The following is a 14,634-nucleotide window of genomic DNA, read 5'->3' as shown; positions in this document are numbered from 1 at the left end:
AGGGTGTAAAATTCAAAGGCGGCACCATGAGTTTGAAAACCCTGCTGATGCCCACTGTTACCCAACGCCGCTTTGCGCGCAGCACATTGCTGGCCAAGCGGGCCAAGGCTGAAAAGCAACGTTTGGCATCGGGCCGCCCCCATCAAGTTTTCTATTTTCATCAAGTTGACGACCCCTACAGCCATTTGTTGGCGCAGACGTTGCCGCTTTTTCTGGCGCGCTACAAGGTCGAGCTGACGCCCTATATTGTCAGCCTCCCACCTGATTCAGCTGCGCCCGAACGCGACAGGCTGGTGGCCTACAGCCGCGTAGATGCGGCTTTGCTTGCAAAACACCATGGTTTGAATTTCACTGATCATGGCAAACAGCCCGACAAAGAACGCTGTGCGCACGCCACCCATTGTCTTGTGGCAGCCATAGAAAGTGGGCAGTTTGTTGAACATGCCAGTGCGCTGGGGCAGTGGTTGTGGGCGAAAGATGAAATGCAAACCCCACCCGAACATCTCAATGCTTTGAAAGCTATTTCAAGTGAAAAAGTTCAAACATATATTGCAGAAGCCGACGCCCTGCGCGAAAAACTGGGGCATTACCTGGGCGGCATGCTGTATTACGAAGGCGAATGGTATTGGGGCATTGACCGGCTTTACCACTTGGAGCAACGCCTGCAAGAACTTGGCGCGCAACACGAGGGTGTAACGGGTGTGCTTTTCCCTGCAGACGATGGCCTAACCCAAACCCAGCCACTTGAACATCCGCCAAACATTGATTTTTTCTTTTCATTTCGCAGCCCCTATTCCGCCATTGTGGCACCACGCATTTTTGAGTTGGGTCGGCGAACGGGCGCAAAAGTGAATTTGCGCTTTGTGTTGCCCATGGTGATGCGGGGCTTGCCGGTGCCCAAAGTGAAGCGCGAATACATTGTGTACGACACCGCGCGCGAAGCGCATGTGCGCGGCATTCCGTTTGGCCGCTTGAACGACCCCGTTGGCAAACCCACCGAGCGTGGCCTGGCTTTGATTCCATTTTCCGAGCAGCACAGCAAGGGGCAGGAATTCGTACTCTCTTTCATGCAGGGTGTGTGGGCCGAAGGCATTGATGCAGGCAGTGATAAGGGGCTCCGAAAAATCGTGGAGCGCGCTGGATTGAGCTGGGAAGGCGCGCAGGTGGCCTTGCAGCACGAGACCTGGCGGGAACGCGCGGCGGCCAACCGCGAGGAATTGTTTGCGGCAGGTTTGTGGGGCGTGCCTTCATTCATGGTGGGCAACACCGTGGTGTGGGGGCAAGACAGGTTGTGGGCCTTGAGTGGGCCTTGACCTTGCCACCGTGTCAGGGTTTCTAATAGAGTAGTTGTTCGTACTCATAAAGGAAGCGCCATGCCCGGTTGCAACCATTGCCACACAGACGAAGCTGCAGTAAGTGCCGCCAACCCCGGTTTCCGCAAGGTGCTGTGGATCGCATTGATTGCGAATGCGGCCATGTTTTTCATTGAAATTGGTGCAAGCTGGCGTTCGGGCTCCGTGGCCTTGTTGGCCGATGCCGTAGATTTTGGTGGCGATGCGGCCAACTATGCATTGTCCCTCTTCGTACTGAGTATGGCTTTGCAAACCCGCGCCAAGGCGGCGTTGGTGAAAGGTGTTTCAATGGGTTTGTATGGTGTGGGTGTATTGGGTTTTGCGCTTTACGCTGCATTCAGCGGTGAAGTGCCGGTGCACACCACCATGGGCTTGGTTGCCCTGTTGGCTTTGGCGGTGAATGTGGGGGTGGCTGCCATTCAATACAAGTACCGCGAGGGCGATTCCAATATGCGTTCGGTGTGGCTGTGTAGCCGAAACGACGCAATTGGCAACCTGGCGGTGTTGGGTGCCGCGGTGTTGGTGGGCGTTACCCAAACCGCATGGCCTGATCTGGTTGTGGCGGCGCTTATGGCTTCACTGGGTTTGTCTGCTTCAGTCAGTGTGATCAAACAGGCGCGGGGAGAAATGCGGGTGCCATAGCTGAACCAACCCATACCGAGGAAATGTGGAACTGATTGTTGGAATACGCAACGAAGTGGTCCTTTTATCACCATGGAGCACTCTAATGCCAACACCCATTTCAAATGCCGCGACCAGCCAGGCGCCTGCGCAACAATCGATGGATAGAAATCAATCATCGCAAATCGATCGCGAAATAAATAGATGCATGATGTGTGTTACGGCTGGATGTTTGGCAAGTTCAGTAGGAATGTTTGCTGGGAATGTTTATGCAAGCCCCATTGCTCTGGCCCACTGTTTGTATGTTGGTGGACTTTTGTCAGCGATGGCTGGTGTTTCGTTGGGTTGCGCGGTGATTTGCGAGGCTACGCCGTGTTGTAATTCTGAGTCTACAGGCGAAGACACAGTAGACTACTCAGACCCTAGCAACTACAGCGCCTGATACAACACACGCCCCCACATCCACCCGCGCTTTCAGCCGGGTGACCAGCAAAAACAGCCCACCCAGTTTGCGGTGAATAAACAGGCAATCAATGGGTGGGGCATGCCAGAATTTTCTGTCTTCGCCCAGCTCAAAGCCTTTGTCACGAATTTTTGCAGCCAGGTCGGTGTTGCCAAAATCGAATACGCCTTCTGTGCACAGCGGTATGCAGGCCAGTTCCATCAAGTCCAGTACCAGGTCGCGGTGGTAAGGTTTTGTGGTGGAATCAAAGTAGCCAATCCGCAGGCCCGCTTTTTCCATTTGGCTTCGGCTGCTGGCTTGCGCGGCTTTCATCACATCCACATAGCCATCCACCAGTTCTTTGTTGAAACTGCGTGTGGCACCAAAATCAAGAAGCACCACTTTGCCGGTTTTGGGGTTGTAGCGGTAGTTCGCAAAGTTGGGGTCGGTTTGCATCAGGCGCATGCCCAGCAATTCTTTGAACAACAATTCGAACATGGTGGTGGCAATTTTGTCGCGAACGGGCTGTGTGGCATGTGCCATTTGTTCAATCGGCACACCTTCCACATAGCGCATGGCCAGAATACCGCGCGTGGTCAAGCTGGCATCCACGGTGGGAATTTCAAATCGCTCGTCTTCACCCAAGGCTTCTGTGTATTTCACAATGCACTCGGCTTCACGCAGGTAGTCGGCTTCTTCGTGCAACTGCTTTTTGGCTTCAGCCAGCAGCGCAGCCAAATCAAAAGTTTTGGGCACCAGGCCTGTAAAGCGCAGAATGGTGGCCACGTTGTCGATGTCGCTGTCGATGCTGTCGCGCACACCTGGATACTGAATTTTAATCGCCAGCTTTTCACCAGTTAATGAAATGGCTTCATGCACCTGGCCGATGGATGCAGCTGCAATTGGGGTCAGATTAAATTCCCGAACCCGTTCATCCCAGTTCTCGCCCCATTCTTTTTCAAGCACTGCCAGCAGTTGCTTGCGCGGCATGTGTTTGGCGTCTTGCCGAAGCTTGGCCATAATTTCTGCCAGTTGGGGTGGCAGCATGTCGCCGGCATCCATCGACACCAGTTGCCCCAGTTTCATGGCTGCACCGCGCAGTTGCGCCAGTTGGTCGGCCACGCGCATGGCATTTTTGGGGGTCATTAACAGGCTGCTCAGCTTGGGCCGCTTGCCTTGCGCCAACTGTTTGGTGCCATTTTTCACCACCGACCCGGCCACTGTAGTGGCCAAGGCACCAAAGCGGCTTAAGCGCGCAAAGCGGCCAGCGGGTACTGCCGATTCATTGGCATTTTTAGTTACAGGGGGTTTGTTGCTGGACGACATGGGAAGCACTGCTTTGAAGCAAGATCGAACTTCATCTTAAAACAAAAGGCGCCTGTGCGGGGAATCACAGGCGCCCTTTGAAAACCGTCACATCGACTGATTTATTTAACCATTAGCTGGCATCGCCCTTGTTAAGGTTTGCACCTTTGATCATGCTCAACACTTCAGCGCGTGTTGTAGTGGATTTGCCGGGTTGAACAATCGCGCTTGCATCGCCAGGCACTGTGTTGAATTCACCTGCTTGAACAGCTTGAATGTAATCGTTCAGGACAACCTGGCGTGTTAACTGACCGCGCTGGCTTTGTTCGGTGAATACATGCGTTGTGGCATCACCACCGGCCAGCACCACGGCTGGAAAAGATGCTGAAATGGCCAGTACGGAAGTAGCGATTAGTTGACGTGCGTTCATGGTATATCTCCTGTAGTACAACGTTGAGTTTTGGCCGCAGCGTTTGTCGCCTTGGCATGAGTTGTACTTTACGCAGGCTCGAATGACCAAGCACCCACAGGCACATTACAAGTTTGTAATTTAAAAATGGGGCTTTGCCTTCTATACTGCAAGGCATGTTCAGTCACGAAAGTGAAGTGGTGTGTATGAAAGTTCTGGTGATTGAAGACGAGAAAAAACTGGCCAGTTACCTGCAAAAGGGACTGAATTCCGAAGGGTTTGTGGTCGATGTTGCGCACAATGGCATTGATGGTTTGCACCTGGCCACGGAAGGTCATTATGAATTGATTATTCTCGATGGTATGTTGCCCGATCTGGATGGCTTGGGCGTACTTGCAGCGTTGCGCCAAACCATGAACATACCCGTGTTGATGTTGACTGCCCGATCCATGGTGGAAGACCGTGTGAAGGGCCTGCAAGCGGGTGCCGACGATTACCTGACCAAGCCCTTTGCATTTTCAGAATTGGTGGCGCGCGTGCATGCATTGGCTCGCAGGGCCAAAGGACAGGCGGGCGCGGTGGCCGAAAGCAGCCACTTGAGTTTGGCCGATCTGGAACTGGACGCTGTAAAGCGCCACGCCAAACGTGCTGGTCAGGATTTGCGGCTTACCGCCAAGGAATTCAGTTTGCTGTGGCTGTTGTTGCGCAGAAAAGGCGAGGTGCTTTCACGCACCGAGCTGGCTGAGTTGGTGTGGGACATGCACTTTGACAGCGAAACCAATGTGGTGGATGTGGCGGTGCGCCGGCTTCGCAGCAAAATGGATGAACCCTTCGATCAGCCATTGTTACACACCGTGCGCGGCATGGGTTATGTGCTTGAACAAAGGCAAGTGGAGCAGGCGTTGTGAGGCGCTCCATTGCGCGGCGGTCTTCGTGGCAAATGTCGATTCTCAGTATTCTGGGCGTGGGCATTATCGCCGTTATCAGTTATCAAGCTATTTGCATGTGGCAAGACATGCGCCAACAAGACACCCTGGACCGTGCGGCGTCCAGCATTGAGCAAATTTTGGCGCGCAACAGCGAGTTAATGCCGGTTGAAATGTGGAGCCGGGTCGATGAGTTGTTAGTCAGCCTTGGCGATGTGCGCGCCAAAGTACATGGCACTGATGGCCAGGTTTTGTACGGCCCGCAGGTGTTACTGAGTCAAGAGAAACACAAAGTTAGCGCGATGTATCCCTTGGTGGGTTTGGGCGGCAACATGCCAATGCGCGATCTTGAACTGGCCATTGATGTGTCTGAGGAAAAACAGTTCTTGAACTTCATTGCCCTGCTGTTCACGGGTGTTTCAGTGGTGTGGGGTGCGTTCATTCTTTTGTTGAGTGGTACTTTTGCGCGGTTTCAGCTAAAGCCCTTGAACAAGTTTGGTCGGAAAATTGCTGATTTTGATCCATCCAATTTAACCGCGCGAATTGAAGGAGATCACGAGCCTGAAGAGCTTTACCCCGTTATTGAGCAATTCAATAAATTGATGGGCAAGGTGGGTCAGTACCATGACCAACTGCGTGCCTTCAATTCAAATGTGGCGCATGAACTGAATACCCCGCTTTCAAGCCTGACGGTAAGCCATGAGCTTCTGCTGCGCGAGAAAAACACTGATCCGGCGCATTTGCGGGAGGCACTGCACAGTCACCTTGAGGAGCTGCAGCGCATGAACCGCATCATTCAAAGCATGCTGTTTTTGTCGCACGCCAGCCAAGGGCAATACAAGGATTTTCGCCAGATTGAAAAACTCAGCGAATTGGTAATTCCTGTGATGGATTACATGGAGGCCATGGTGGACGACAAGCACCTGAAATTTGATTTGCAAGGTGATGCAGGCGCGAAAGTTGATGCCGAGTTAATAAAACGGGCTTTGTCCAATCTGGTTTCGAATGCCATTCGCTATGCCGAAGAAGGCAGCATCATTCATGTGAATATTCAGCAAGAAGCAACCACTGGGCTGGTGAAAATAACGGTGAGTAACAAGGGTGTTTGTATTCCTGAAGCCAGCGTACCGCATTTGTTCGAACCGTTTTACCGGGTCGACCAGGCACGCAAAGAAAGCGGTCAAAATCATGGTTTGGGCCTGGCCATTGTGGCAGCAATTGCGCGGCTGCACGGCGGTGAGCCGTTCGCGCAAAACGATGCGGGCTGGGTTCAAATTGGTTTCACTGTCAGGAATTAGTATCTTCTAAAAGTACCTCCGTTCTGTGTAAACGCATGGTGAGCTGGAGCGTTGGGAAAGGTGCAGCTTAATTCGCACCAATCTCAACGTATTCTAAAAAAGGTTACCCGCCATGTTTAACCAACGCAGCAGGTCGCGCTCCCTGTCGTTCGATTCGCATCGCAACCAAGGCTCTTTTGTGGGCAAGGTTGGCAAGTTTCTGTTTGTTGTTTTCACTTTGATGTTGGTGATCGGGCTGACCATGTTTGGCGTGTCGTCTTGCCAAGACAACGCCGCTTCTCAACAACTGTTGTCTTATGCTTCGAAGAATGAATGTGAGTTTCGTTTCGAGGGCGTTGGCCTTACCCTGATTGAAAAGCATTGTGGCAGCGACGCCGGTGTGTATTTCATGACCCCACAGGGTTTGCACACCGCCCCCTTGATTGACCCAGAAGTCAGCGCTTTGATCGATCAACATGGTTGTGAGGCGCCGAATCAGTGTGCATTCAATCTTGAAATGAACAACAGCTCGATTAGCGGTCAATTTGATTACACAATCAACGGAAAAGAAGGTTTTTACAGCTTTGAATGGCCGCGAGATGAGCAGCCCCGTTTGGTCGAAACAAGCAGCTCCCCCAACAAATCTTGATTCTTATTTAATTCATATCTCCTGCCAAGGCCCACTGATATTGGGTCTTGAGTGGGTACCACAGCTTCAGCAGGCTTTGTTACAGCCAGCTTCATAAAAGCGTCACAGCGCATTCGTACACTTCGTGCATTGTCTACATGTCTAGATCACTGCCATGACCCTGTACGCCCTTGCTCGAGACACCGGTGAAGCCCTTTACTTCCAGATTGCACGTCAACTGGAACAAGAGGTACTTCGCAACTACCAACCCGGTGATGGTTTGCCTGCCGAAGGCGAGCTTGCAAAAAACTATGGTGTGAACCGCCACACCCTGCGCCGAGCCATTGATGAATTGGTCGATTCTGGTCTGCTTGAACGCCGACACGGCAAAGGCGTGTTTGTGCTCGACACCTACCTGGACTATCAAATTGGCCAAGGTACGCGCTTCACAGAAAACCTGGCAGCCCATGGCATGCAGGCCGAAGACATCGTTCACAAACGGCAGGTTATTCCCGCCATTCACCGCGTGGCCGAGCGCTTGAAGATTGCGGTCGCCGACCCAGTGGTTTGGATTGAATCGGTGCGCACTGGCGAAGGGCGCCCCTTGTGCGTCATTTCACATTTCCTGCCCGCCGTTAAATTCCGAAATCTTGAGAACTTGTACGAAGGCGGATCGCTGCATGCCTTGCTAAAAAAAGAATACGGCTGCACACCGCGCCGTACAGAAAGTTTGGTCACTTCAGTGCTGCCACAAGGCGAAGATGCGCGCTTGCTGAGCATGCCGCAAAACCGCCCGGTACTGCGTGTAAAAAGTTTGAACCTGTGCAGCAAAACCGGCGAGCCCGTGGAATACGCCATCACACGTTTCCGCGCCGACCGAATTCAATTGCGTATTAATCCTTAATTACCATTCGGAGAATTTTCATGATTTCCAAACGCAACACCCTGAAAACCCTTTCTGCGCTGGCTGTTGCAGCGGTATTCACACCCAGCCTGGCTTTGGCCCAAGTTCAAAATGATGGTTCAGCCAACAAGCCCCTGCGCGTGGTGTTGATTCCCGCAGACGGTGGAACGGAAGACGGCACCAAAAAAGACTTCCAGCCGGTATTCAACGCCATTACGCAAGCCACTGGCGTGAACTTCGACATCAAAGTGGGGCAAAGTTATTCCGCCGCAGTGGAAGCCATGTGCAGCGGCGCCGCCGACATTGCGTTTTACGGCCCAGCCACTTACCTGCAAGCCAAGGCGCGTGGCTGTGCTGAACTTCTGGCACTGGCTGTGCGCGGTGGTGGCTCGGTTTACTACAGCGGAATTTTTGCCCGCAAAGATGCGAACGTGAACAGCTTTGCCGACATCAAGGGCAAGCGCATTGCTTTAGGTGATGTGAACAGCACATCCAGCTTCAACATTCCAGTGGCCATGATGATGCAAAACGGCGTGAAGCCATGGGCTGACGCCAGTGCTGTGAACATGGCTGGCAGCCACGCCAACGTGTTGAACGCGCTGAACGAAGGCCTTTCCGATGTGGGTGGCGCGTCGTTTGATTCATTCGAAAAAGCAGTGAATGCCAAGGCCATCGACCCCAACAAGTTCAAGGTGGTGGCCAAAAGTACTCCGATTCCATACCCACCGCTGGCCATTCACCCCAAAGTGAATGCCGATGTCAAAGCCAAGTTGCGCACAGCTTTCGACACTGTGCACACCATGCCCGGCATTACCAAAGACCAGATTCGAGGTTACGGCGGTGGACGGGTTGATGCCTACACATCGAAGGTGAGTGAAGAAGACATGGCCAACGCTGGCAAGTTGTTTGATCTGGTGACCGACAACGTGAAACAAGACCTGATGGCCAAAGCCAGCAAGCGATAAGGAGTAACACCGTGATTGAGTTCAACACCATTTCCAAGCAGTGGGCCGATGGCACGCAAGCGCTAAGCCAAGTTTCACTGAAAGTTCCGAGAGGTCAGTTTTGCGTCATTCTTGGCCCCTCGGGTGCGGGCAAATCTACTTTGCTGCGCGCAGTCAACGGCTTGGTAAAACCCACGCAAGGCTTCGTAAAAATTGATGGCGAGGTGTTGAACTCAAGCACTGAAAAATTGCTGCGCCAACGCGTGGCTATGATTCACCAGCACTTTAATTTGTCGCCGCGCTTAAGCGTTGCATCGAATGTGTTGGCGGGCATGTTGCCCAAGGTCAGCATGGCCCGCGCCTTGTCGGGTTGGTTTGAACCCGAGCAGCGAGACAAGGCCTGTGCCTTGGTTGAACAGGTGGGTTTGAAGCCTGAGCACTTAACCCGCCGTGCCGGTGATTTGTCTGGCGGCCAACAACAGCGTGTGGGCATCGCCCGCGCTTTCATGCTCGACCCCGAAGTGGTGCTGGCCGATGAACCGGTGGCCAGTCTGGACCCCAAAATTTCATCCGACATTTTGGGCTTGATTCGCGATGCAGCCCGCGAGCGCAATGCCACCGTAATTTGCAGTTTGCACCAAGTGGATTTGGCCCGCGAGTTTGGCGACCGCATTGTAGGCATGCGCAACGGCAAGGTGGTGTTTGATGGCACGCCTGCTGAGTTCACCGATGAAAAAGTGAATGACCTGTACCACGGTGCGCGTTGGGAGGACACGCCTGCCGAGGAAGAAGAATTTGAGTTGGCTGTACCGGGCTTGCGCCTTGCCACAGCTTAATAACAGCACCCACACCATCACTGCATACGGACAACTACACCATGAGTAGCAAACCCATTCCCATGCCGCCACCCGGCACGGAACTGCGCTGGAAACTGGAAGCCCCCTACAGCGCCAAACACCTGTTGATTTTGATTGCAGTGTTTGCTTTGTTGCTGGTGACGGGCCACCGCACCGAGATGGACAAAATGGTCAACATGACCAGCCAGGCTGTCGGCAACCTGATGGGCTTTAACGACGATTCCCAAGTGGTGCGCGGCTTTTCCCGCGTGGGCGACGTGATGTGGCCGCCCATTGTGGCCACGCAGGAAGAAACCAACCGCTTGCCTGATCTGGATCGAGAGAATTTACCCGGCTTTGCTTACATTGAAACGCAGGAAATCACGACGCAACGCATGAACACCGACACGCTGGAAATGGAAAGCGTGACAGAAACCCGCGAGGTGCTGGTGCGCCCCTTGGGTTATGTGTGGGACGTGTTTGTAAAAATGATTCAAACACTGGAAATTGCGTTCTGGGGCACCATAATTTCAGTGGTGTTGTCTATTCCGCTGGCTTATTTTGCTGCGGTGAATTACAGCCCCAATAAGTTCACTTACACCGCAACGCGGGGTCTCATCAGTTTGCTGCGTTCAATGCCCGAACTGATTGTGGCGCTGTTTTTGGTGTTGGCCTATGGCTTTGGCCCAATAGCTGGTGTGTTGGCGTTGGGCTTTCATGCAGCCGGTTTTCTGGGCAAGTTCTACGCTGAAGACATTGAAAACGCAGACAAGAAACCGCAAGAAGCGTTGGAAGCGATTGGTTCCGGCAAGCTGAAAACCTTGTGGTATGGCGTTATTCCGCAGGTGTTTCCGCAGTACATCGCCTACACCGCCTACATTCTGGATCGCAATTTGCGCATGGCCACTGTTATTGGTTTGGTGGGTGCGGGTGGCATTGGTCAAGAACTGAAAGGTCGATTTGATCTTTTTCAATATGGCCACGTCATGACCATTCTGATTGCAATTTTCATCTTCGTGTTTGTACTCGACCAATTGTCGGCACGCATTCGCGCCAAGCTGATTTAAGGGTGATCTGAACATGAGCGTGAACAACATACCTCGCAGCCAGTGGTTGCGCATGTGGCAAGCCAGCGAACCTTCGCACATCAAGGCCTTGGCCAGGCAAGTCACTGTGGGCTGCGAGATCACCGACCTTCACATTCCCAAAGCGGGTTTGGGTTTGCTGCAACTTCGCGACAGCGCCTTGGGCGACGCCTATTTTCTGGGTGAAATTCCGGTCATCAAAGCCCATGTGCGAATACAAAGCCCCACCGGCAAATCGGTTGAAGGTGGCGCAGTGTGTATGGACGACCGCGTGGGTTTAACGCGCGCCATGGCCATTCTGGACGGGGTGTTGTCGGCAAAGTTACCGGGTTGGGAATTGGTCGAACACAGCCTGCATACAGCGGCTGCACAGGTACAGGCCGACACCGCTTTGCGCCGCGCCAACTTAAGCGCCACCAAGGTGGATTTTTCATTGTTGGGCACGATGGACGAGGATGACGATGCTTGATCAATCCAACTACTTAAGCACTTACACCCCGCAAGTTCAACAATTGAATTTCAGAGCACTGATGAATGCATTTGCCTACCCAGGCCGCATTCAAAACCTGCATGGGAACAGCACCGCCCTTGAGCAGGTGTTGGCCACGCTGATTGACGGCGAAGTGGCTTTGGCCGACCCCGACAATTTGTTGAATGGCGATGTGCGCATGCGGCTTGAGGCGCGCATGGAAACACCTGAATGTGCGCAATTCATTGTGTGCAAAGGTGAAAACCCACCCGTATTTCAACCCCTGCTGGGCACGCTGGAAGAGCCCGAACACGGCGCAACCCTGATTGTGCAGGTGCAGGGTTTTAGTGCCACGAACGAATCAAGCGAACTCACACTGACAGGCCCCGGCATTGAAAAAGAAAACACATTGCACGTGGCCGGATTGAATACGGCATGGTTGCAACGCCGTGCCTTCTGGAATGCAGCATTTCCAACCGGTGTTGATTTCATTCTAGTGAGCGAAAACCAGGTGGTGGCTTTGCCCCGCAGCACCCAAGTTAAAGGAGAATTCTAATGGGTTATGTGGCCATTAAAGGTGGTGCAAAAGCCATTGAAGGCGCCGAACTGGCGTTTGAAGCATTGCGCACCGCAGAAGGAGAGCAAGGCACGCCGATTAGTTTGAACGCCATTGAAAACCAGTTGCGCCTATTGACCAGCCGCATTGTGTCGGAAGGAGGCTTGTACCACCCACGCCTTGCGGCTTTGGCCATCAAGCAGATGCAGGGCGACACGCTGGAAGCCGGTTTTGCCTTGCGGGCTTACCGTTCCACAAAGCCGCGCGTGCTGGAAACCCCGGTGCAAAGCACAGGCGACATGCGCTTGATTCGCAGAATTTCAAGCGCTTTCAAAGACATTCCCGGCGGGCAAATGTTGGGCCCCACCACCGATTACGCCTTGCGCCTGATGCGCCTGGATTTGGTCGATGAACAACCTGAGGTGTTTCAAAACATGGCGCGTCGGTTTTTGAAAGAACACGCTGCGGCTGCAAACCTGCCCGACACCTTTCCCAAGGTACTTGATTCCCTGCGTGCCGAGGGGCTAATTCCTGAAACAAAGAACAACCCCGCGCAAGCCTTTGATATTACCCGTGAACCGCTGGTGTTTCCTGTGACCCGTTCCGCATCGCTGGCCACCATGGCGCGTGCAGAAACAGGTTCACTGCTGGCCATGGCGTATTCCAATATGCGTGGCTATGGCGATGTACACCCCACTGTCGCTGAATTGCGTGTGGGTTACCTGCCCATCATGTTGCCGCATCCGGTGACTGGCGAGCCCACCGAGGCCGGCGAAGTGTTGGTGACCGAATGCGAAGTGGTGGCCATGTACGAAGGGGCCGAGCCCGGAGAAATACCCACTTTCACATTGGGTTATGGCGCGTGTTTGGGCCACAACGAAACCAAAGCCATTTCAATGGCCATTCTGGATCGTGCCTTGCAGAAAGGCATGCGCGATGGCCCTGCCAACCCGTCCGAAGACCCGGAATTTGTGCTGCTGCACATTGACGGTGTTGACTCCATGGGGTTTGCCAACCACTACAAAATGCCGCACTACGTCACCTTCCAAAGCGACATGGACCGCCTTCGCGCCACACAAATGAAAACAAGAGGAGACCTGCACGATGCGCCACTATGAACTGCCCATCCAAGAGGCAGACAGCGACATGCTTGATGGGGCTGCCTACAATTTTGGTTTTCTGGATGAATACGCCAAGCGCGAAGTGCGCCGTACCATTCTGAAAGCGATTGCCATACCCGGTTATCAAACACCCTATGCCAGCCGTGAAATGCCAATGGGCCGTGGTTTTGGTACGGGTGGTTTGCAGCTTACGCTGTCCTTGATCGGGCAAAGCGACACACTGAAGGTAATTGATCAGGGTGCCGACGATTCCGTGAATGCGGTCAACCTGCGCCACTTTGTGGAATTGACTTGTCCCGGTGTGTCCACCACCGAGCGCACCGTGCAAGCCACCATTATTCAATCGCGCCACCGCATACCCGAAGTGCTGTTGCGCGAAGACCAGGTGCTGGTGCTGCAAGTGCCCTACCCCGACCCGCTGGTGGTGGTTGAAGCATCCGAGGAAAAACGCAAAACCATGCATGGCGAAGGCGATTATTCACGCTTGCTGACCAAGCTGTATGAAGACATTGTTCAGTTCAATGAAATTACCATTTCGCATCGCTACCCCACCAAAATCAATGGACATTATGTAATCGACCCCAGCCCGATTCCGCGTTATGACGTGCCCCGTTTGCACCATTCGCCCAATCTGATTTTGCTGGGTGCTGGCCGGGAAAAGAAAATTTATGCCGTGCCGCCCTACACAAGCGCAGTGCCGCTGGCGTTTGAAGACATGCCTTTCCGCATTGAAAACTTTGTGGATTCAAAAGGCAAGCGCCACGCCTGCATGCGCTGCGGTTGCACCAACAGCTTTCTTGATGAAGTCATCAGCGAGCAGGGCCAGCGGCAATTTCAGTGTTCAGACAGCGATTACTGCAACGACCAGTTGGCCTTGAAAGTGCAGCACCCTGAAGGAGCCAACGCATGAAACCCATTCTTCGCGTGCAGGGCTTGAGCAAAATTCATGGCCGTGGCTGCTCCAAATGCATCGAGACCACAGGCCCCGAGCATGAAACCAATATTTGCAGTTGGTGTGGTTCGGTGGTGGCTGCGCATGATGTCAGTTTCGATCTTCACCCCGGGGAAATTCTGGGCATCATGGGTGAATCGGGCAGTGGAAAATCAACCGTGGTGAAAACCCTGTTTTTTGATGAAGAGCCCACCCGCGGATCGGCACAGTTTCTCGAGAGCCCCGACGAAGACAACTTTGCCTGGAACCTGTTTGAACTGAACGCCGCGCAACGCCGTTGGCTGCGCAACCACCGCTTTGGCATGGTGTATCAAAACCCGCATCTGGGGCTGAATTTCAATGTGTCTGCGGGTGGCAATATTGCCGAACGTTTGTTGATGAGCGATTTGGTAAATTACAAAGCCATTCGTGAACGCGCGCTTGATTTGTTGGCACGCACCGAGGTGCTCGCTGATCGAATTGATGATTCGCCCAAGAAGTTTTCAGGTGGCATGCAACAGCGCGTACAAATTGCGAAGGCTTTGGCCACTCAACCCCCTTTGCTGTTTCTGGATGAAGTCACCACCGGCCTGGACCTGTCTGTTCAGGCCCGTATTCTGGATTTGATTCTTGAAATTCAGCAAGAGTTGAAAACCGCCATGGTGGTGGTAACACACGACCTGGGCGTGATTCGCCTATTGACCAGCCGCGCCATAGTGATGAAGTATGGCCGCGTGATTGAAACCGGACTGACCGATCAAATTCTTGAAGACCCCCAGCATGCATACACGCAGCGGCTGGTGGCTTCTGCCTTGTAAAGGCTTGCAG

The 14,634-nt window shown here is 53.3% G+C and carries 16 protein-coding genes; 14 read left to right on the top strand and 2 right to left on the bottom strand.

The features are described from left to right. Positions 1 to 26 precede the first annotated feature (26 nt). Positions 27 to 1,313, top strand: coding sequence for a DsbA family protein (locus NSP04_RS11580; protein ID WP_257512511.1), 1,287 nt, complete (start codon positions 27 to 29; stop codon positions 1,311 to 1,313). 60 nt (positions 1,314 to 1,373) lie between these two features. Beyond that, entirely contained in the window at positions 1,374 to 1,994 is a 621-nt protein-coding gene (locus NSP04_RS11575) for a cation efflux transmembrane domain-containing protein (RefSeq protein ID WP_257512510.1), read from the top strand. 394 nt (positions 1,995 to 2,388) lie between these two features. Here the strand turns inward: NSP04_RS11575 and NSP04_RS11570 are convergent, their stop codons facing one another. Both NSP04_RS11570 and NSP04_RS11565 read right to left on the bottom strand, forming a co-directional pair. Continuing rightward, positions 2,389 to 3,741: an ABC1 kinase family protein gene (locus NSP04_RS11570; RefSeq protein ID WP_257512509.1), complete on the bottom strand. Its 1,353-nt coding sequence runs from the start codon at positions 3,739 to 3,741 to the stop codon at positions 2,389 to 2,391. A 112-nt stretch (positions 3,742 to 3,853) separates the two neighbouring features. Continuing rightward, a complete protein-coding gene (locus tag NSP04_RS11565) occupies positions 3,854 to 4,150 on the bottom strand; it encodes a hypothetical protein (RefSeq protein ID WP_257512508.1) in 297 nt (98 codons plus the stop codon). A 185-nt stretch (positions 4,151 to 4,335) separates the two neighbouring features. On the opposite strand from NSP04_RS11565, the gene NSP04_RS11560 reads away from it, so the two are divergent. The 12 genes from NSP04_RS11560 to NSP04_RS11505 all read left to right on the top strand — a co-directional run bounded on the left by NSP04_RS11560 (position 4,336) and on the right by NSP04_RS11505 (position 14,624). Next, positions 4,336 to 5,037, top strand: coding sequence for a heavy metal response regulator transcription factor (locus NSP04_RS11560; RefSeq protein WP_257512507.1), 702 nt, complete (start codon positions 4,336 to 4,338; stop codon positions 5,035 to 5,037). 32 nt (positions 5,038 to 5,069) lie between these two features. Continuing rightward, a complete protein-coding gene (locus NSP04_RS11555; protein ID WP_257512506.1) occupies positions 5,070 to 6,353 on the top strand; it encodes an ATP-binding protein in 1,284 nt (427 codons plus the stop codon). Positions 6,354 to 6,465: 112 nt separating this feature from the next. After that, complete coding sequence (locus NSP04_RS11550; protein WP_257512505.1) at positions 6,466 to 6,981, top strand: hypothetical protein; 516 nt, start codon at positions 6,466 to 6,468, stop codon at positions 6,979 to 6,981. 154 nt (positions 6,982 to 7,135) lie between these two features. Next, the gene (gene phnF / locus NSP04_RS11545; protein WP_257512504.1) at positions 7,136 to 7,864 is read left to right on the top strand and encodes a phosphonate metabolism transcriptional regulator PhnF; all 729 of its coding nucleotides are present in this window, start codon (positions 7,136 to 7,138) and stop codon (positions 7,862 to 7,864) included. Positions 7,865 to 7,884: 20 nt separating this feature from the next. Further along, the gene (locus NSP04_RS11540; protein WP_257512503.1) at positions 7,885 to 8,829 is read left to right on the top strand and encodes a phosphate/phosphite/phosphonate ABC transporter substrate-binding protein; all 945 of its coding nucleotides are present in this window, start codon (positions 7,885 to 7,887) and stop codon (positions 8,827 to 8,829) included. 11 nt (positions 8,830 to 8,840) lie between these two features. Further along, positions 8,841 to 9,644: a phosphonate ABC transporter ATP-binding protein gene (phnC, locus tag NSP04_RS11535; protein ID WP_257512502.1), complete on the top strand. Its 804-nt coding sequence runs from the start codon at positions 8,841 to 8,843 to the stop codon at positions 9,642 to 9,644. A 41-nt stretch (positions 9,645 to 9,685) separates the two neighbouring features. Further along, entirely contained in the window at positions 9,686 to 10,711 is a 1,026-nt protein-coding gene (gene phnE, locus NSP04_RS11530) for a phosphonate ABC transporter, permease protein PhnE (protein ID WP_257512501.1), read from the top strand. Positions 10,712 to 10,724: 13 nt separating this feature from the next. Further along, entirely contained in the window at positions 10,725 to 11,198 is a 474-nt protein-coding gene (phnG, locus tag NSP04_RS11525) for a phosphonate C-P lyase system protein PhnG (protein WP_257512500.1), read from the top strand. Further along, on the top strand, positions 11,191 to 11,754 hold the full coding sequence (phnH, locus tag NSP04_RS11520; RefSeq protein ID WP_257512499.1) for a phosphonate C-P lyase system protein PhnH: 564 nt from the start codon (positions 11,191 to 11,193) through the stop codon (positions 11,752 to 11,754). The genes phnG and phnH overlap by 8 nt, the downstream gene beginning before the upstream one ends. Further along, entirely contained in the window at positions 11,754 to 12,872 is a 1,119-nt protein-coding gene (locus tag NSP04_RS11515; protein WP_257512498.1) for a carbon-phosphorus lyase complex subunit PhnI, read from the top strand. The genes phnH and NSP04_RS11515 overlap by 1 nt, the downstream gene beginning before the upstream one ends. Beyond that, a complete protein-coding gene (locus NSP04_RS11510; RefSeq protein WP_306815341.1) occupies positions 12,859 to 13,785 on the top strand; it encodes an alpha-D-ribose 1-methylphosphonate 5-phosphate C-P-lyase PhnJ in 927 nt (308 codons plus the stop codon). The genes NSP04_RS11515 and NSP04_RS11510 overlap by 14 nt, the downstream gene beginning before the upstream one ends. Further along, positions 13,782 to 14,624 (top strand): ATP-binding cassette domain-containing protein, encoded by an 843-nt coding sequence (locus NSP04_RS11505; RefSeq protein ID WP_257512497.1) that lies wholly within the window; start codon positions 13,782 to 13,784, stop codon positions 14,622 to 14,624. The genes NSP04_RS11510 and NSP04_RS11505 overlap by 4 nt, the downstream gene beginning before the upstream one ends. Positions 14,625 to 14,634 lie beyond the last annotated feature (10 nt).

This window comes from Limnobacter parvus, from assembly GCF_024623725.1.
GTDB classification, from domain to species: domain Bacteria; phylum Pseudomonadota; class Gammaproteobacteria; order Burkholderiales; family Burkholderiaceae_B; genus Limnobacter; species Limnobacter parvus.
The sequence above is the reverse complement of the archived record's forward strand: the minus strand, read 5'-3'. Positions and strand labels throughout refer to the sequence as shown.

Excerpts from the sequence above, each read along its gene's own strand:
- NSP04_RS11580 (WP_257512511.1), top strand. The coding sequence starts at position 27 with ATGAGTTTGAAAACCCTGCTGATGCCCACTGTTACCCAACGCCGCTTT.
- NSP04_RS11575 (WP_257512510.1), top strand. The coding sequence starts at position 1,374 with ATGCCCGGTTGCAACCATTGCCACACAGACGAAGCTGCAGTAAGTGCC.
- NSP04_RS11570 (WP_257512509.1), bottom strand. The coding sequence starts at position 3,741 with ATGTCGTCCAGCAACAAACCCCCTGTAACTAAAAATGCCAATGAATCG.
- NSP04_RS11565 (WP_257512508.1), bottom strand. The coding sequence starts at position 4,150 with ATGAACGCACGTCAACTAATCGCTACTTCCGTACTGGCCATTTCAGCA.
- NSP04_RS11560 (WP_257512507.1), top strand. The coding sequence starts at position 4,336 with ATGAAAGTTCTGGTGATTGAAGACGAGAAAAAACTGGCCAGTTACCTG.
- NSP04_RS11555 (WP_257512506.1), top strand. The coding sequence starts at position 5,070 with ATGTCGATTCTCAGTATTCTGGGCGTGGGCATTATCGCCGTTATCAGT.
- NSP04_RS11550 (WP_257512505.1), top strand. The coding sequence starts at position 6,466 with ATGTTTAACCAACGCAGCAGGTCGCGCTCCCTGTCGTTCGATTCGCAT.
- phnF (WP_257512504.1), top strand. The coding sequence starts at position 7,136 with ATGACCCTGTACGCCCTTGCTCGAGACACCGGTGAAGCCCTTTACTTC.
- NSP04_RS11540 (WP_257512503.1), top strand. The coding sequence starts at position 7,885 with ATGATTTCCAAACGCAACACCCTGAAAACCCTTTCTGCGCTGGCTGTT.
- phnE (WP_257512501.1), top strand. The coding sequence starts at position 9,686 with ATGAGTAGCAAACCCATTCCCATGCCGCCACCCGGCACGGAACTGCGC.
- phnG (WP_257512500.1), top strand. The coding sequence starts at position 10,725 with ATGAGCGTGAACAACATACCTCGCAGCCAGTGGTTGCGCATGTGGCAA.
- phnH (WP_257512499.1), top strand. The coding sequence starts at position 11,191 with ATGCTTGATCAATCCAACTACTTAAGCACTTACACCCCGCAAGTTCAA.
- NSP04_RS11515 (WP_257512498.1), top strand. The coding sequence starts at position 11,754 with ATGGGTTATGTGGCCATTAAAGGTGGTGCAAAAGCCATTGAAGGCGCC.
- NSP04_RS11510 (WP_306815341.1), top strand. The coding sequence starts at position 12,859 with ATGCGCCACTATGAACTGCCCATCCAAGAGGCAGACAGCGACATGCTT.
- NSP04_RS11505 (WP_257512497.1), top strand. The coding sequence starts at position 13,782 with ATGAAACCCATTCTTCGCGTGCAGGGCTTGAGCAAAATTCATGGCCGT.